The organism is Dorea phocaeensis (assembly GCF_900240315.1).
GTDB classification, from domain to species: domain Bacteria; phylum Bacillota; class Clostridia; order Lachnospirales; family Lachnospiraceae; genus Dorea_B; species Dorea_B phocaeensis.
Map to the genome: position 1 here is coordinate 154927 of NZ_OEPZ01000003.1, position 18791 is coordinate 173717.

The following is an 18791-nucleotide window of genomic DNA, read 5'->3' on the forward strand; positions in this document are numbered from 1 at the left end:
TCCAATTTAGATGAGTCCTTAATAGTGGACATGACATGTCCATTTTTCTCTATGTTTTTTTTATATTTTTACACCATAATCAGCTAAATATTTCTGTATAGCCCACACTGGTTCTGGATATTTTAAAGAAAGTGCTTCATGTATCCACTGATGTTCTACCTTTATCGGTGAAAGATTGCAATTCAAAACAGATAGTAATTTATCACTAATTACAGGTGGCAAATGCAAACCAAAACAAATCAGCGCTGCTGTCTCTACTGTTGTTGATGTTTCACCCTTAGCAATTCGACTTATAGTTTTAGGATTTCTATCGATCTCCAACCCTAATTCTGTATAATTTGTTTTTCTCCAATCGAGTAACAATTCCATGCACTGTTCTGGGTCATCTGTCATTTTCTTACGAATAGCAATCTCTTCCTCCAATTGTTTCTGTCTCATAGCAATCTGACGTTCTTGTGGAGCATTTTGATATCCATTATGAAATTTAATTTCAAATGTAATATCACTTTCTTCACGATTTAAGAAACAAACAGTATGATAATTTGAACCGTGTCTACTAGTCACCTTCATATCAAATACAAGACAACATTCATCCATATGTGTTCTTGCATATTCTGTCATGGTTAGTTGACCGTTATCTTCTCTACTAACATATAAAGGCGCATTATAAACATAGTGATTGTCTATAAAAAGATAATCCCCGTTCTTTGTTCGTTCTTTGAGTTCTGGATTGCAAAATCGTTCTATCGCAGCATCCTGTGCAGAAATAGAAAATGTTTGATTTACCTTTAAACTGCCTCTGCGAAAAGCATGAGGTTTTACATAATGATTATCCAGAAATGTGTATGTACCAATTGCACTCTCAAAACCTAACTCTACCAATCTTATTTTGGCTGCTTGCTTAGAAACGCCGAAAGCTGTTTCTAAGCAAGCAATAACCATCTCCATAACATCGACTTCATGCCTTGCATTTGTCTCTTTCATGAATTGAGCAATGTATTCATTCGCTTTTGCTCTAAACGGCCCCGAAGGCATTTGAATTCGTGGTGTAAGTTGATTAGCTTGCCACTCCATCATTTCCGTTACCTTTTTAGTTGCAGATGACATAGCACCACCTATAACTTCACAACTTATACATGATGCATCAGCATTAAATAATTTTTCCAATTCAAAAACTTTTCGATGTTTCACCCAATGAATACACTCATGAATAATAGTATTATTATATGAACCAAGATTGCGAAGAAGAAAATTCATTGGATCTACTACAATTGTTTGACCTTTAATATATATGGTTTTGCTTTCTCCAACATCATCATCAAACATTTCAGCAGCAGTATCTTCAAAATATAATTGACCAAATATCGATGCATCTTCTCTAATTCTATGTGACAGTATTTTAAGTTGAAGTCTTTTCGCTAATAATTCTGGATCAACCCAAACTGGTGGAGTTCCCCTTTCTGTTATTTCAAGTGCTTCTGGATAAAACTCATCTAGGAATGATACCGCAATTTTTTCTAATTCATCATTTTTAATATACGGAACTAATGCATCTGACAAAGAATTAAAGGGGGCGTTCTTCTTATCAAAAGGCTCTACATTTGTTATTCTCCAATCATCTAATGCTTTGGAGAGATCTCCTTCACAGGAGATACGAAGCCATGGATAATTAACATCCGTTTCATCATAGTGATAATCGTCCTCTTTAATTAAGACTTCTAATTGCAGCCCTACATCAAATGCTACTTTCATTTCAGGAAGATCACTGACATAAACCCTCTCTATTGTAGCATCTTGTAATTCTACAACACCCACTCGATGTACACGTGAGGTTCTAAAATCCATATTATCCGCATTATCACGGATATAATCTTCAGCGGCACTGAACAGGCCGCTGTAACATTTCCTCTTTACATAGTCAGCAAACGAACGTCCTGCTGCCATATTCAATGTCCCCTTTCTTCTAAAACATGTTCTTAACTAATCGAAGATTTTATCAAATTCCTTTAATTATATCTTTCAATCCAAAAATTTTATCAAATCAATATTTCTAATATTAAGATTCCTTTTTGTACCACCAAAACTAATAAAACTGTAATTACCTACTATACTAGCATTTGCAGTATATGGGTACAGTAAAATAACTCAATCTACATTCTTAATACTAGATGAATAAACATTCATCTGATATGCATCAGCTTCCTTTACAGTTGTTCAGTTGTTATTTTAAATAATCCTGCATTATTTTCTTTGGTTCAATATAATATTCGATTATTTTACTTCCATCTTTTCTTGGCCCTTGATAACTTGCTGCCATTTCAAAATGTATCTTACTTCCACCTTTTCCAGGTAAAATTAATGCATTAATTATGGTTTTTACCGATGGATATCTGTATCTTAATAGTTCATTATAAGAAAACTGTTTATAGTTCAACTGATATACCTCGTCATAATATTTCGAATCAAAAATGAATAATTCTGATCCGGTTAATGCTATATGATCAATTTTGATTGAAAAACAATGTGGGGAAGTATCAATATCTTTATATTCCATCACCGAAAAAGGTACGGCAGATTTTGTTAATGTAATATCAAAATTCAAGTCATCACCGGCAGCATTAACTCCTATAAAATGTCGATTAAGGTATTGATTAACCATTTCCTGCCAAATCAAATCAAAATAATCTATTTTTACATGGATTGAGCCGCCTTTTCCATTTTTATATTTATATTGCTCAAAAAAATCTATTAAATCTCTGATTAGTTTTTTATGAATATCCTTGAATACAAAATTACTTGAATCTCTTAATTCACAAATCACATAATCAATGTTTTTCAAATAGTCAAACTTATTCTTTACCATACCGGTTTTTCTCATAGAAAAGAAACTCTGAAAACTTTCTAACGTATAATCTATGACAAATGCCATACATTCTGTAATAAACACATTCCTATAGTTTTTCTTTTTTACATATAAAGGTAAAAATAACAAATTATCGTCACTGACCACTTTTTGTGATTTTTTAATTGTATCTTTCCAAGATACTTTTCCTTTTGAACCTTTTACAACTGTACTTTCAGCTTCTTTATAAAATCCATATCTCTTGTAGTATTCATAAATACTATAAAAAGGAGCAAAAGGGTAATCTGAATCATAAGAGTCATCAGGACCTATATACTTTTGAGCTATTGCTGATGTTTTTGTCGTTTCATCATATTTTTTTATTACATTATAAAGCAATTGAATATCTTTTGAACTCTCTTCATGGCTGGAATTAAGCATATCAATGTATGATTGTTCTGCATAATGTTTAGGAAAAATCACAAGAACCTTATCATTATCAAAAATAAATCCTACAAAGTTATAAACATCAGCTTTTTTTCTCTTCGAATAGGAAATCTCTTTTGTAGATAACTTGAACAAAGATATTACATTTTCGTCAACAACACTTCGATCAATGCCGTAGTAATATCTCTTCTTCATATGGCTCCTCCTTTCTCATTCATTTCCTTATCATCATAATATTGCAATAAAATCACTACTAAAAATAGCTTCATCATTTTCAAAAGCTTTGTATAATTCAGAAAAAGATCCAATTTTCTTATCAAACAGTGAAATATCACTTTTGTAAGATGCTTTATGCACATCATTCCATAAATAATGCAACAATTTATTCTTTACTTGTTTCTTATGCTCTAAATCAGTCGCACTCAAATCAAATTCTATGAAAAATTGTCCTATTTGCTTATCTTCGCCTAAACTTAAATATTGCTCTTCTGAAATAAACTTATTTAATTTAGTATATAAATCTACCCACGATATAGAAACCATAATACTGCCATTATTATACTTAAGATTAGGATTGTTTATGAATGCTCCAGTTGAATCCTTGACTGCATCTGTGCTTATGTATTCCCAATCAAATCTTCTTTTAAAGGCTGTATCCATCACAAAAACATTTTGATCACTTGTATTTACCGTTCCTAAAATATGAAAATTTGGCGGAAGCTTAACTTGTGTTCCTGCAAGTGCAACAATATCCTTTGATATCATTTCATTATTAATAAAGTATTTACTATATCCTTTATTCACACCAACTTTTTCTCTATCAAGCAACTGAAAAATATCTCCAAATATTGCAGCGCAATCTCCTCTGGACATTTCTTCTATGATAAGATAAACATCTTTTGTAGTATCCTCATAAGCTTTTTCCAAAGCCAATGTAAATACCCCCTTTACAAATGAGTATGTTATAGAACTTGTCCCGCCAGGAGTGGATGATTTCTTTACAACTGGAAGAAGCTGACCTATAAAATCACTATAGGAAAAATCTGGATAAAAAGTTACTCTATAAACATAATCGTGGTGTACCCCTTTAATTATGTCATTATCTATTGTAAAACTCTTACCTGTTCCAGGAGCACCATAATATATAGTTTGCATTTATTTAACCTCCAATTTTTTTAACGTATTTCACAAACGCACCTAAACTTTTATTTGAGCTTAATACCGTCAAACTCGATACATCAAACGAATATCCTTCTTTATCAACAAGGTATAATGCTGCCAAAGACCTTAACATAAACCAATATGGTTCATTAGTTAATGTGGTCTTTAAGGCTCCCGATTTATCTCGGAATTTCTGATCTTTATATGTTATTCTCTTTGAAGCACAATCTAAATCAAAAAAATTATTAGCTTTTGGTCTTGAAACGCTAATATTTGTAATTAGTTTATCAAATTCAGTAATAGACTGTTTATTGGTATCATAGCCCACAGATAACAATATTGAATTTACATCATTATCCATCATATCAATAATATGAAATCCAACAACTTTACCCGAATATACACTTAAGGCCATTGATGGAGTCATGTTATCTGTATTTATATTTACAATATAAACTGGACGATTCGTTAAATGATATTCATTTGAAGAAATCCCATTTTCTATAACTGATGAAATCACTGGAAAAAATTGTTGTTCAAAAAAGGCAGATCTAGAACCAACAACAGGCTGTGTAAAAAAAACATAAGCTTTAATTTGTGGTTTATCCTCAACTGATTCTATTAAGCCCAAATAATTACAAGAGCTTCCATATACTTCTACAGTGCTCCTAACTTCAATATCACTAATATTTAATTTACTGTTGTATAAGTTTAACCTATCTTTGATTTTTATAAGCAAGTCTGCTGGTGATGAGTAGCCCTTCGTGGCCCATGCAGACAGTGCATTGGGATTTGCATTATCGATTGTGTCTTTTATTGTTTGACATAGGATCAATTTATGTTCCATCTTTTCCTCCTAATAATTCATTATTAAAACTTCATTCTTAGCATATCGCCAGCCACTAGTTCCGATATTTACAACTTTATAATTATTTTCTGCTATCCATTCTTTTAACAAAGTGTTTTCTTTTCCTTTATGTTCAAGCACATTGGATAGAATAAAGAAGTGACCTAATTCATCAATGTGTTTAAGTACATTCAGTAGTTCAACTTCTTCGTTAATGCTCCAACCTTTCATCCCTCTTCTCCCGTCATTATACGCTGCGCTAGTGATAAAATAAGGTGGATCAAAGTAAAAAACAGTTCCTTCAGGATAATTGTCCCATTTAAGCTGTGTATAGTCTGAATTTATCAATTCGATTTCAGGCGCTTTTACAGAAAAATTCAAAATCCTTTGTTTTATATCATCGCTATATCCTGCTACTCCTATTGGTGTATTAAACTTATGTTTTCCATTAAATCTGATCATATTTTGAAAAGAATACATGTGCAATACATATAGCATTAGCGGATTTTGTGATTCGTTATAATCATCTCTAAGTCGTTCATACTGAGCTCTCGCTCCTTTTTCTAAACCATATTCATTTATAGTGCTTTCAACCTGTCTAATTACATCTTCACTGTCCGTTTTTAACAACCAATCAACGAGGTCATAAATATATGGGTTAATTTCATTGTAAACAACCTTTTTAATAGCAGAAACATTTGACCCAACATTAAATGCGCCACCCATTGCATCAACAAATGTGTCAATATTAGGTGGAAGCTCCCTTAATATTGCCGGAAGTAGAGTATCTTTACTTCCAGAATAATTTAATGGTGATTTATTTATGCTCATATCTTTTTCAAAATAAATGATTACTTCATTAAGATTACTACCATTTCTTTTGTTACTTGAACGGTGATTTTGGTATTCTCTGTAATCAAAATGATTAATTTTAACAACTCCATTTTTGGCAAAATGAGAAGCTAACTCACACAATTCTTCGACAGGGACTAAACCTTGATTGCTATAGCTAATTAGTATATGTTTGAATTGTATCTGTCTAAACAAATCCTCAAATATCATTTTAGCTTTAGTTCTTTGAGCGTATAAAGAATTCTTATCTCCTCTACCTCTTTTACCTCCAACGCCCTTAATAGCAGGGTAATCGTATTTTGCTAAAGTCTCAAACATATGGTATGCAGATATATATTGAGTGACTGTATATGGAGGGTCTATATATGCTATATCACCGCTTATTTTTCTAACTAATTTATTAGTATCTTCATTATACAAAACATTATCCGCATAAAGTTTCACTTCGTTAATTTCAAGTGGCATAATCTCAAACTCTTTTTCAGCTCGTGAATCCCAAAATTTAAAAAATGCCTCATATGTTCCAGAAATATTAGACACTTTAGTTATACTTTCTACCATTGATGCAAGTAAAAAATAATATTCATCATCTGTTATTATATTGTTATCTTTCAGGCATTCAATTTTTTGTCTAATCCCATCAATCTTGATACCATTTGATTCCGTAAAAAACATTCTGTCTCCAACAGGAGTATAATTATGATAAAAGAAATATGAATCATCCGGTATATAAGTTTGACTATTAAGCCACTCGAATATATCACTTTTATAGCGTTGCTTGAATTGTTTAAATGATGGAATTTGCTCATTGCTCAATTTAGCTCTGTTTATCACATACGAATAAAACAAGAAATCATTAGAGATTATTTTGTATCTATCTTTAAAATAATCTCCTACGCATCCTGTTCCGCCAAATAAATCAGCAAAAGTATCTCCTGTAATATTATTTTCTTCAATAACGTTTTCAATTGCTGAAAGTAATTTAACTTTACTTCCTAAATATCTCATAGTTTCACCTGTTTCTTTTTCTTTATTGTATTATCAAATATATCCTGCTCGTTATTACGAAACTGTCTTGGATCTTCCGGTTTTTTCGCATCACCCGGGATAATCCATGTATTTCCTTTTAGAAATGCGCCTTCGATTCTTCCTTCAATGCACAAAGTCGTTACTCTTCTTCTTGACACATTCCATTTTTTAGCCATTTCAGTTGTAGTATAAAAAATCATTATTAACCTCCATATACTTCAAGAAAATATCACAAATTATTCTATACCTTTTAAGGAATACTTACAATCTAAAAATAGGTGTGCATAACTAATCACTACACACCTGTCTCTATATTATATAGTTTCATTACTTTCTATTTCTTTTAAAGACCTTCCCGCTTTTGTTTTCCAGGTACGTGGCCCACTTACACTATAACCCAATATAAAATCTGCTGCTGCAGATGAACTTGAAAACAATATATCCTCTGTTGTAATTAAATTCTTTACTTTATCTGAATTAATAAGTTTTTGCCTTAACTTTTTCATTCCTGAGCTTAAAGATTTAGCTGATGTTTTTTCATTAATTGTAGCACCTGCAAATACAACAAAACCTTCAGCAGTTACTTTTCCAGTCGCATTCACAGATCCTGATGTAACATAAAGCATTTCATCATCGCCTGTTGTACTCGATGAAACCGCCTGTGCAAAAGGTTCCAAAACCTTATATCCAAGTGCATTGATAAGAATCTTAACATTATCAACAAACTCTTCCATAACAGCTATCTGAGATTCCTTCATAACCGTATTTCGATATGTATTCTTTGTAAGAACAAGAAATCTATTACTAGTTCTTGCTATTTCAACAAATCGATTTTCTAAGTATCTAATGAGTGCTTTATTTAAGTCTCTACCTATAAATACAACTGCAGTATTCCAGTAATACTTTTCTTTTTCAGCTTGATAATCTCTTAAATGCTGTACAAGTCTTTCTTTTACATTTTCAGCTTCACCGATATATACAGAATCAGATCCATCATCTTCTTTACAAAACAAAAAGTATACTCCTGCCTGGGTGATATCATCACGGTCACAAGAAGAAATCTCTATACGTGGAATCTTGATTGCTTTTCCATTCCAATTTGATAACTCAGCTATAATCAGACTATCCGCCGTTCCATTTACAAGAAATAATTCTATAGATTTTCCATAAGCCATTATTAATCACCGCCATTCAATATTTTTGTATAACCAACCTACATTCAGTATTTTTGTACGGTCAACCTTGTATTTGCCTTCGTTTTAAGGAGTAGTGTAAAGAAATAATTCCCATAAAATTACCTGCCACTATTCTTCTGAAAAGACTCATTTTTAAGCATTTTCACACTTTTTCTTATGTACTTTAGTCAACAATACTGCCATCTCAACAAGTTTTACTTGTAGCGATATCCATATAAATATCTTCTAATAACCAATCAGCCTTGACCGTTGCAAGACGTGTTAATCCTTATACCTATGCTTGCAAACTTTTTAACTGTTCACTACTGTTAGAACTCACCCTTGCATAAACTGCTACTTTTTTATCCCTCTGTTTTGGTTTTGCAGGTATAATTTCTACTTTTAATTTATCTTCCATTTTGCACCTCTGCAATAATAGGATACTCATCACGTGTATTTCTTTGCCCTTATCTTGAGTGTCCTATCTTGTTTTAGCATAAAAATGCATCCAAAATCTCCACAGAAACTGACAGTAGCTCTATTCACTCAGCACCTCAAAAAGTAGTTTTTGAACTCCACCCTATGTAAATTGAAACTATAAAACTATTGTAAAATCAAGGGAAAACAGCTTTTTTCTAAATCAGCATTTTTTGATGATATTCAAAATCCCTTGATTTCAAGGATTTTATGCCTTGTATTTTCTTTTTCTTGACAGCAGACAGACGCACTCCACATGGTTAAAACAAGGAAACACATCCTTGTTTTTTTAATTTCATGAATTCATCCGCAAAACTTTCTGCCGTTGTTCTATTACGGTCAATGCTAATTGTTTCTTTATTATAGTTTGCTGCCTTCGTCCAATTAAATGTTCCGTGAACAACTGTATATAAATCGATAATGCAAAACTTGTCGTGCATTATATTTTTATAAAGAGATTCGATGGAAACCCAGTATGTACTAAATTCTTCCGACAAATCAAATTCAACATTTCGATTTTTCTCATTATCATCAAGGACAATTTCAATCAACACACCCTCTCTTTTCTTCTTCAAGAGTTCCTGGTATAAAACCGGATCCGTAAACCATGCCATCGCAACCAAAATCATATATTTTGCATTTCTAATTTCCTCTATAATTTGTTTCTGAATATTTTCAAACAATACTTCTTGACTGACCTCTTCATAATCCAACAATGCTCCTGGTTTAAAAATTACATCAGCTAACATATATTCATCACTTACAGGATAAATTTCGTTGCATACATTTTTGACATACTCCGAATGCGACTTCAATTGAACCAATTTCTCAGGAATAATACTCAAGTAAATGTATTCTTTGCGTTGGTCCCAAATCCCACTATATGCAAACGCTACTGTCTTTTCAAACGTAACATTGCAAATTTTAAGCAGATTAACAATTTCCTCTTTATCTTTATAATCACCAATCGAAACCATATCAATCAGTAATTTTTTATATTCTCGTTCTGTCACACTGTTTCCTCCACCCCTAATTATCTATCTGTTTTTACATCTGTTACTCTCTTCACATAGGTCAATTCAATATCATATCCAAGAACCTCAAGCATCTGCACGAAGGTCTTATTTACAACCCCGACATTCTTTTTGATGATGCGATTCACATACTGACCTGTTGTCCCAACATCCTCTGCAAGTTGTGCCTGCGTAGTTTCATTTTCTATACATTTTATTTTTACATCTACTTCAATGTTATTTTTGACCATATATATTCTCCATTGCACCGTTAAATCTAACACAAAAAAGATTATTTATAACATTATATCACGCTTGTTTCAGACTTTCATTACCAAACTGAAAAAAAGCACCCCACAATTGCTGCAAGATGCGTACCATTCTCAACATTTACATTTTTAATTATTAAATGTAGTAGTCACTTAGTAGAACCCTGTTAACGATTACAATTTGGAACAAACTTTCTATATAACCCCATTAACGATTACTTTACATTTACCCGTTTAAAGTGACTTAAAAGTAGTCACTTGGTAGTCTCAATCTATCCTACTATCCATGAAATGCCCCATTTTGCCCCATTATATTGCGAATTGCATGTATTCCAAGAGTCCTGCCGTGGCAAATAAATAATACTTTTATCATAGTAATTTTTTGCTCCTTTTTGCCCGGAAATACCGTATTTTGCGAGGTTTCCGGGGATTTGTGTTTTGTTGCCTAATCAGTGGTAACTAGGCAAATTATAGCATATTATTGCAAGTTGTGGCTACCTGTTAGTAGTAGAAATAATAGTAAAAAGGGAACGGTTACTACTAAGGTGTTTCCCTTCTGTCTTTCTCTGCATCACATAAAAATATTTCTTCCAACCCGACCATTCGTTGTTCCGCTGTCAATCCCTCTCTTTCAGCAAATAGTAAATACCTTACAACAATAGCAGATATGTCATCATCCTCATCAACCGGAATATCTTTTGCGGCAAATTCTTTTATGTACTGTTTCACTTTTGCATACTTATCTACTACAATTCTTCCAACCAATTCATCCAAAGATACTTCATATAACCCAGCTAAAAAATCAATTTTTCAAGTACCGGTACACTTTCTCCACTTTCCCATTTTGCAATAGCCTGGCGAGATACTTGACATTTTTCTGCAAGTTCCTCTTGCGACCACCCATTCTCTTTTCTTAATAATTGTAAATTCTCAGCCAACATCATATATGCACCTCTTTCGTTTTTAGTAAATCATATCAAATTGACTATTTAATTTCTATCAACTAACTCTTGCATTTATGCAACCATTAGTTACGTCACGTTTTCGCTTCAAGGCTAATAGAATTTTATACCACTGGTAGTTTATAACATAGTGTATATGTTTGTGTACTTTCAAACTCTTTCTCAATTGCTTTTTCAAACTTTTCTTTACCCATATTCCGCATCAATTCAAGCATCAATTCTGCATATTCTTTACCTTCTTCACCGACTTTAATTGCTCCCATCTTTTCAAACATTCTTTGGCTGATATAATTATCTGAGCGAATTCTAACTGTGAAAAATTTCACTTGCATAATAGACTTCAACCGATTAACAAATAGATTCACTACTCGAGTGCCAATTCCCTGACTGTGATATTTCTTAAGTAATTGTATTCCTATCTCTGGCATTTCTGTATCAAATTTCATAAGAACTACTTCGCCTACATATTCTTGCGTCAATTTGTCTATTATCTTAAGTTGCAATTTGCTTGCATCTGATAACATATCCGTCCACGATTTTTTCTTGAATTGTTCATCATTTATAAGTGGCGTATCCTCAAAAGTTTCATTCCATGCCTTAAAAAACAGTTCTTGCTCTGACACGTCATACCTACTTAGTGTATATTTTTCATCTTCTACAAACGTTACTCCAATAGAGCATAGTTCATCTCTGCTCATAGTGTCCTCCTTCACAACTATTACATTTCCATCTTGTAACATTGCAATTGTTTCTTTTATTTGGTGTACCGCCTTTTTATATACCTTCTTTTGTAGCCAATCCTGTGCTGTACTTTTCCTCTTTTCTTTGATTTGAAAAACTACATATGCATCTTGAAATTCCACCAAACCATCACATAGTTCCTGTTTTTGCTTTCCCTTATAAAAATATAAATCTCGATAAACAAATTCTTTAAAGAAATAATCAATCAAAATATTATTACACTGTAATTCAGAGCCCGTCATAATCTCATCTCCATTTTAAATTCACTCCAATACATTATATCGTCACATCCGTTGTTTTTCCATAAAAAACGCCCCAGGAAACCCAAAGCGTCTCTGCTGCGTAGCAATACTACACAACTTTAAACATTTTCTGTAATACCGCTTTTGCATCATTTTTCTTTTCCGCCTCTGCCTGCGCCTTTCTGAACTCTTCCATACGTTTCAGTTCTTCTTCAGCATTATCAAAATTGAGGTGAGTGTACACATGAAAGGTTAGCGATATATCCGAATGACCCGTGAGATATTGCAGGGGCTTTGGATTCATATCTGCCTTCGCTTGATCTCCACAATATGTATGTCTACTGACGTGAGGCATAACCTTTGGCATCTACACTTTAAAGATACTATTGTATCGATTCACCGTATGCTTAAATCGATGTTCCCAATGCATTGCAACTTCCGGCATCCCACTCTTATCCCTAAAAGGGAAGCCAACATAACCATCCCCCATAACCTCTAGAAGGTCGGTTGGTCAGTCTTCAAAAATCGCCTAAAACATTCGAAACACATCCTCTGTCATCGGAATCTTTATCGTTCCGGCATTTGTCTTCGTAAATTCAATGTGATACTCCATGCTGCTGATTCGCTGAAGCTGATGGTCGATGTTAATGATACAGTTCTTTAAATCAATATCCTTAATAGTAAGTTCGCAAAATCCCGAAATTCGAAGTCCCGTGTGAAATAAGATATAAAACACCTCATAATACTTGCTTATGAAATTTATTATATATCACCGGTATGATTTCCACTAATTTTTTATTTTCTTGTTAAAAATACACAAAATAAAAATGTCCTGATTAGTCAACGTTTCCATCATCTAATCAAGACATTTCTGCTTAACTAATAAATATTCTGTTTTAAATAACTTCCGAGCACATTCCACCATGTTTAATGAAAATGATTTTATCATTATTCTTACATTATCACTTGCCAGCTGTTCTATCTTTGGTTCCTGACGTCACAGTCTTACAATCAAGGTTTTTTATATTATCACTTTAGTTCTGTATACTTTTCTTTACTTCCAAAGGCTTTCTCAACCGGATATTTCTCATTGTTTCTTTTTACTTTTTCAGAAACAATTTCATCCAAATCCAATCCACAAGTATCAGCCATCAAAATACAATAATTTATAACATCTGCCAGTTCTTCTTTTATCTTCTCCAGTTTATTTTCGCAAACAACATCTGCAGCACTCCATTGGAACACTTCCAATAACTCCGAAGCTTCTAAACTGATAGAAATTGCCAAATCTTTTGGATTATGAAACTGCTTCCAGTTTCTATCGTCTCGAAACTTTAATACTTCATTTATCGTTTCTTGTGTCATTTAGATATACCTCTTTTCTCATTATTCAGTATCAACATATTGTGAAATATACTCTCTTAAATTCTGATCACATACATATAAATATGTTCCTCGAATACCTCTCGTCATAAGAACATAATAAATATGCTGTATATACTCTAAAAGTTCTTCATATCCTGTCGTCTTTTTCCCATTTTGATCATAGTAATTTTCTGCACAAACCACAATTTTCTTCTTATCCAGATCATATCCTATTTCATTCCCCATAATAATGAAAGCGTAATTCAAATCATATCCCTGTGTAGAGTGAATGCATCCAACCTCATTAATTGCATTTTCTGAATGAACCCATCCTTCTGTACAATGATTCCATTGTTTCTTTATCCCCTGAATGTCAATGTCATAAAGAGTTTTATCTTTTTTACTAATCCAATCCCATGCGTATCCTGCTGCCATTCTCACCAAACCAATTTCTTGTTCTTTCTGATACATTAAATCATTGAACTTCGCGAAGTCGGTCATTAGTATTAAATCATAATTCTTGAATTCTTTCTTTTCTTTAACTTCTCCAGACAGAAGTTCTTTTACATAGGAAATATAATCGTTCCCACCTTTTACTCGCATCTGCGTTAATAAATTATAATAAGTCATCAATCGTCTAGTTTGTTCTATTTTCATTTTACTCCGAAATCTTTTGACATCAATTCCGGACGGACCAACAACCTGCATCTCATCATAAAAAAGCACAGGACACTTACATTGATGAAGTATCCAGTCTAACTCATCGCTATCAGTTGTCAAACCAATTCGCTCACAACTAGCCTTAAATGCACCCATATATGAAATATTTTTGTACTGATGTAATCTATGCGCTTCATCCACAAGTAAAATATCATAATACTGTTTTGTCACGTCAGAAGGAGCTAATACATCTGATGCTTTTAATCCATAAATACTTTTAAAAATTCCTTTTAATGTTTTTCTCAGGGACGTTTGTGGAACTACAAAACCTATTTTTTTATTTTTAAACTCTTCACTATCTCTTAAATATTTTAACAAAAAAATTGCTACAATTGTTTTACCACTACCTGGCATCCCATTCACAACAACCGTTTGATTTTCTTCTTGTTTTAAAGACTCAACAATTTCTTCTACTGCCACTCTTTGGTCATTATTTAATTCTTTAAATGGCGAATACTTGAATAAATCGGAATTTTCAAGTTCTTCCAAAGAATGCTTCACTATCTTTTCACGCTGTAAACTACGCCATAGAACCTGAAATTTTTCATCATATTCTTTCTTTCCGTAATATTCCTTATCAGCCATACCCGCATTTTTATTACGGACTTCATATAATTCATCAGCCACAATATACTGAATCAATTTTGATTCATAATCAAAAGTAACTGACTGATTAAATTTAGAAGAATAAATGAAATGTACTTTATCAAAAATTCGTTTGTCCACCGAACTATGATGTTGAGACATACGATTTTTCACATGATTCGACTCACCAATATAAGCTTGCTTTCCATTTTCCAAAATGTACAACATTGGCCAATTGGATAGATAACTTTCATCCCCATATTTTTGATTTTTAAAGTCACCTTCTGTAATTCTAAACATTTTAACCTTCCCTTAAATAATTTTCAATTTTTTCAATCAATCCTTGATCCGCCGGCAACCATTCTACACTATCTAATGTCTCTTTCGTCAACCACTTCGATGCTTCATGCTCTTTTAACACTAACTCACCTGCTTTAATCTTGCAAATAAAGCAATCCATTGATAAATGAAACTTCGGATAATCATATTCTACGGTATCCAGCAATTCTTTCACTTCAACTTCTGTATCCAGTTCCTCTTTTATTTCTCTAACAAGTGCCTCTTCCGGTGTCTCTCCAGCATCAATTTTTCCACCTGGAAATTCCCAACCATCTTTGAATTCACCATATCCACGCTGAGTTGCAAACACTTTGCCACCGTCAATAATAATCGCTGCTACTACTCTAATTGCTTTCATGTTGTCTCCTATTGTTCCATTATCCATGCCATCTCGATCTTCGTTCTTTCCCGGAGCTTCTGCAATAAAAAGGACAGGAGAACTTAAATTTCCCTTCCCCATAACCGGATGATTTCTGGTCTTGCATAGTTCACATCTTGTACAATGATCCGCAAACTCCTTTAACTCGTCATATGTATACATACAATCCCTCCAAATCTCTCATTCTTTATATTATAACTCTTTTCCCCCTTTATTTCAGCACATAGTTCCTGCCTTTTTATCCAGAATCCAAAACAACAAAAAAAGTGTGCCAAGCACACTTTTTTGTTCTCTGCCCTCCTTAGTCCTCACATCAAAGAGGCAAACGGAAGGAAAACACACTCTGCAAACTTTTCTTTCTGTCCTCGATTCAGGAACTGCTCATAAAGATAAGGATCGCAGTTTGAAATATCCTTCTCAAAAATTCTGATATATTCCTGCGCCAGATCATTGGCATAAAAGATACCACAGATTTCGTCATCAACCATCAGAGACCGCATATCCATATTAACCGATCCTATACAGCATATCTCATCGTCAATGGTCATTGTTTTAGCATGAATGTATCCATGATATTTATAAATCTTTGCACCAAATTCCATGATTTGTCCTGCATAATAAGTTGTCACAGGATCAAGGAAAAAGCTTGCTTTAATCCCCGGGATCATCAGCTCAATTTCCACACCGGATGCAGCCGCTGTTTTAAGAGCATCAAGAACTGAAGCATCTGGTATAAAATAAGGCGACTGGATTCGGATCTTCTTTTTGGCACTGCGAATCATGCTTAGATAATTCATCTTGGCAGCTTCTTTGTCATTATCCACCCCGCTGACAACAAACTGACACAGGTTCTGTGACGTTTGCTGAGGAGGAAGTTTGAGTGATTTCATATATTCGACCATATACTCCCAATCTCTCTGTCGAACCGCACATAAGAAATCCGTCATAAAATATGCATCCAACGTCGCGACACAGGCACCTGTCAACCGAATTTGCGTATCGCGCCAAGGATTTTTCTTTTCTGCAAGATTTGCATACTGTTTCCCCATATTCATGCCTCCGATATACCCGATTTTGTGATCGATAGCAACGATCTTTCGGTGGCTTCTGTAATGGGTCAGATAAGGCTTAACCCGGATCACTTTTCCCCCGGCGCTTATCAGTGGCTTGAACATTTTGCCCGGTGTAGACAAATTGGCAATAAAGTCACACATCACCAGAACTGTAACGCCTTCTTTTGCCTTCTTTGTCAATGCTTTAACCAGTGCTTCTCCCATCACATCATGGTGAATCGTATAAAACAGTACATAAATACTTTCTTTGGCTTCCTTAATGTCCTGAAACAGCGCACGGTAATGCGCTTCTCCCGTAATGAACAATTGATAATCATCGTAGCAGGTCACCGGACTGTTATTATAATTCGCATTAAACTGCATAACCTGAAGATCTTCCTCGGAAAGCGTCTGGACGGCTAATAAATTCTTTGGCGCTTCTGCAACAGCTAATCGTTTGGAAAGCCTCTTGCGGCGCAAGACAGAAGTAAGCTTAATCGCAGTCGTACTGCCAAAAACCAGATAAAGCAGCATTCCTGCATACGGAAGACACACCATGACAAGCACCCAGAGCATTGCTTCTGTCGGGTTCTTTCGTTCTACAAAAATAACCGTCAAAATAGTAGCAATATACAGAATCAATAGAATCACTTTCAGCATCGTCTAACCTCCCTGTCTCCTATGTCGGTTACAACAGCGGTGCAACGGTTTTGGCAACAAAACCAAGCACTCGACGCTTAAACGGCTCTGTTCGAATCATGTCAACAGTAACCTTCCGGCATTTTTCCTGTGTAAGTTCAAAATCTTCTTCGATCTGAGGAATACAATCTGTTCCCCACATATAAGTAGCACATTCAAAATGATGATAAAGGCTTCGGTAATCCAGATTGATTGTGCCTACAACAGCCTCCCTGCCATCACATACAAAAACTTTTGCATGGACAAAACCTGGCGTATATTCGTAAATTTCTACCCCCGATTCCATCAGGGATCGATAGTGCGTCAATGCAAGTGCGAATGGAATATACTTATCCGGAATTCCAGGAAGCATAATTTTCACATCGACACCTCGTTCTGCCGCATATTTTAATGCATTCTCCATCTCTCCGTCCAGGATTAAATAAGACGTCATAATATGAACATACTTCTGTGCCCGGTTCAACATATCGATATAGACCTGTTCCCCCACCTTATCTCTGTCAAGAGGACAGTCGCCGTAAGGCAGCACAAATCCATTTTCAGCTTGCGGTGTAATTGGTACATTCAAGAATCGATCGAAATCCATTTCCTTTTCATCCAAAGACCACATATGCAGAAACATCCTCGTAAACCTAAGAACCGCTTCGCCCTGCAGCATTACAGCAGTATCTTTCCAGTGACCATACTTTTCATAAGTATTGATATATTCGTCTGCCAGGTTCACGCCTCCATTAAAGGCTACTCTTCCATCAATCACGAGAATTTTTCAATGATCCCGGTAATTGTAATGGGTAGATACAAACGGCTTAATCGGAGCAAACATTTTACATTTAATACCAAGTTTCCTAATCCGCTTCGGGTAATCGTGAGGAAGGGTAGACAATTCACAAGTACCGTCATAAAGCATTCGTACCTCGACTCCCTCTTTTGCCTTTCGTGCCAAGATTTCCAGAATCTGTCCCCACATTTCCCCTTCGTCTACAATAAAGTATTCCAAAAAGATAAAATGCTCTGCCTTTTCTAATTGGATCAACATTTCTTTAAACTTATCTTCTCCCAGCGGAAAATAAGTAACAGAAATCTTCTCATATACCGGATAGCATCCACTTCTTTGCACATAACGAGTCAATGCCGCCGCCCCAGGATCAGGCTGCTTCAGCTTTTTTTCGGTTTCTGGATCTTGCTTTAAGAATTTCTCTGTTTCTTCATTTAATCTGGCATAATTTCTTTGCAAGACACGGTGACCAACGTTCTCCTGTGTATAAAGAAATAATAAAGCTCCAAACACTGGAAGCAGCATAATCACTACCAGCCATGTGATTTTAACCGTAGGATTCATCGGACTGTTCAGCCAATATAACACCATAAAAACAGTAAAGATTACAACTCCACCATAAATATGCGGCAGAAAAGCTTAAAACCAATGAAAGATACTAAACAGAAACAAAACCTGTACGGCAAGCAATACAAGAATCAGCCCTGATCGACTGAAAATCATTCAGAAAATCCCTTGTTTTCCCTTCTTTAAAAGGCGTAATCCGGTTTCTTTGGAATCATTTTTCATAGATATCCTTCCTCTTATTATATCGTAATGT

21 protein-coding genes are annotated in these 18791 nt (G+C 34.3%); all 21 read right to left on the reverse strand.

The window, feature by feature from the left end; genetic code table 11:
- Window positions 1-60: 60 nt before the first annotated feature.
- The 21 genes from C0979_RS12130 to C0979_RS12250 all read right to left on the reverse strand — a co-directional run bounded on the left by C0979_RS12130 (window position 61) and on the right by C0979_RS12250 (window position 18535).
- Window positions 61-1944 (reverse strand): ImmA/IrrE family metallo-endopeptidase, encoded by a 1884-nt coding sequence (locus C0979_RS12130; RefSeq protein WP_242962672.1) that lies wholly within the window; start codon window positions 1942-1944, stop codon window positions 61-63.
- Window positions 1945-2221: 277 nt separating this feature from the next.
- Complete coding sequence (locus tag C0979_RS07845) at window positions 2222-3484, reverse strand: LlaJI family restriction endonuclease (protein WP_101695435.1); 1263 nt, start codon at window positions 3482-3484, stop codon at window positions 2222-2224.
- Between the two features lie 33 nt (window positions 3485-3517).
- Window positions 3518-4444, reverse strand: a complete 927-nt coding sequence (locus C0979_RS07850) for an AAA family ATPase (RefSeq protein WP_101695436.1) — start codon at window positions 4442-4444, stop codon at window positions 3518-3520.
- 4 nt (window positions 4445-4448) lie between these two features.
- On the reverse strand, window positions 4449-5297 hold the full coding sequence (locus C0979_RS07855) for a hypothetical protein (protein ID WP_101695437.1): 849 nt from the start codon (window positions 5295-5297) through the stop codon (window positions 4449-4451).
- Between the two features lie 9 nt (window positions 5298-5306).
- Window positions 5307-7157, reverse strand: a complete 1851-nt coding sequence (locus C0979_RS07860) for a Dam family site-specific DNA-(adenine-N6)-methyltransferase (RefSeq protein ID WP_101695438.1) — start codon at window positions 7155-7157, stop codon at window positions 5307-5309.
- Complete coding sequence (locus tag C0979_RS07865) at window positions 7154-7378, reverse strand: helix-turn-helix domain-containing protein (RefSeq protein WP_101695439.1); 225 nt, start codon at window positions 7376-7378, stop codon at window positions 7154-7156. The genes C0979_RS07860 and C0979_RS07865 overlap by 4 nt, the downstream gene beginning before the upstream one ends.
- A gap of 114 nt (window positions 7379-7492) precedes the next feature.
- On the reverse strand, window positions 7493-8353 hold the full coding sequence (locus C0979_RS07870) for a GIY-YIG nuclease family protein (protein ID WP_101695440.1): 861 nt from the start codon (window positions 8351-8353) through the stop codon (window positions 7493-7495).
- Between the two features lie 295 nt (window positions 8354-8648).
- Window positions 8649-8771, reverse strand: coding sequence for a hypothetical protein (locus C0979_RS12210; protein WP_278336533.1), 123 nt, complete (start codon window positions 8769-8771; stop codon window positions 8649-8651).
- Window positions 8772-9090: 319 nt separating this feature from the next.
- Window positions 9091-9843 (reverse strand): phospholipase D-like domain-containing protein, encoded by a 753-nt coding sequence (locus tag C0979_RS07875; protein ID WP_101695441.1) that lies wholly within the window; start codon window positions 9841-9843, stop codon window positions 9091-9093.
- A 20-nt stretch (window positions 9844-9863) separates the two neighbouring features.
- Entirely contained in the window at window positions 9864-10094 is a 231-nt protein-coding gene (locus tag C0979_RS07880; protein WP_101695442.1) for a helix-turn-helix domain-containing protein, read from the reverse strand.
- A gap of 558 nt (window positions 10095-10652) precedes the next feature.
- Window positions 10653-10886, reverse strand: coding sequence for a hypothetical protein (locus tag C0979_RS07885; protein ID WP_101695443.1), 234 nt, complete (start codon window positions 10884-10886; stop codon window positions 10653-10655).
- Between the two features lie 20 nt (window positions 10887-10906).
- The gene (locus C0979_RS07890) at window positions 10907-11056 is read right to left on the reverse strand and encodes a helix-turn-helix transcriptional regulator (RefSeq protein ID WP_101695444.1); all 150 of its coding nucleotides are present in this window, start codon (window positions 11054-11056) and stop codon (window positions 10907-10909) included.
- 122 nt (window positions 11057-11178) lie between these two features.
- On the reverse strand, window positions 11179-12057 hold the full coding sequence (locus C0979_RS07895) for a GNAT family N-acetyltransferase (protein WP_101695445.1): 879 nt from the start codon (window positions 12055-12057) through the stop codon (window positions 11179-11181).
- A 109-nt stretch (window positions 12058-12166) separates the two neighbouring features.
- Window positions 12167-12424: a tyrosine-type recombinase/integrase gene (locus C0979_RS12310; protein WP_330403472.1), complete on the reverse strand. Its 258-nt coding sequence runs from the start codon at window positions 12422-12424 to the stop codon at window positions 12167-12169.
- Window positions 12425-12586: 162 nt separating this feature from the next.
- A complete protein-coding gene (locus C0979_RS12315) occupies window positions 12587-12793 on the reverse strand; it encodes a tyrosine-type recombinase/integrase (protein ID WP_330403473.1) in 207 nt (68 codons plus the stop codon).
- Window positions 12794-13086: 293 nt separating this feature from the next.
- Window positions 13087-13422, reverse strand: coding sequence for a nucleotide pyrophosphohydrolase (locus C0979_RS07905; RefSeq protein ID WP_101695446.1), 336 nt, complete (start codon window positions 13420-13422; stop codon window positions 13087-13089).
- Window positions 13423-13443: 21 nt separating this feature from the next.
- Window positions 13444-15027: a DNA/RNA helicase domain-containing protein gene (locus C0979_RS07910; RefSeq protein ID WP_101695447.1), complete on the reverse strand. Its 1584-nt coding sequence runs from the start codon at window positions 15025-15027 to the stop codon at window positions 13444-13446.
- Window position 15028: 1 nt separating this feature from the next.
- Window positions 15029-15424, reverse strand: coding sequence for an 8-oxo-dGTP diphosphatase MutT (gene mutT / locus C0979_RS07915; protein WP_101695675.1), 396 nt, complete (start codon window positions 15422-15424; stop codon window positions 15029-15031).
- Between the two features lie 329 nt (window positions 15425-15753).
- Window positions 15754-17157, reverse strand: a complete 1404-nt coding sequence (gene cls / locus C0979_RS07920; RefSeq protein WP_101695448.1) for a cardiolipin synthase — start codon at window positions 17155-17157, stop codon at window positions 15754-15756.
- Between the two features lie 28 nt (window positions 17158-17185).
- Entirely contained in the window at window positions 17186-17953 is a 768-nt protein-coding gene (locus C0979_RS12245; RefSeq protein ID WP_306346034.1) for a phospholipase D-like domain-containing protein, read from the reverse strand.
- A gap of 9 nt (window positions 17954-17962) precedes the next feature.
- The gene (locus tag C0979_RS12250; protein WP_408608328.1) at window positions 17963-18535 is read right to left on the reverse strand and encodes a PLDc N-terminal domain-containing protein; all 573 of its coding nucleotides are present in this window, start codon (window positions 18533-18535) and stop codon (window positions 17963-17965) included.
- Window positions 18536-18791: the final 256 nt, after the last annotated feature.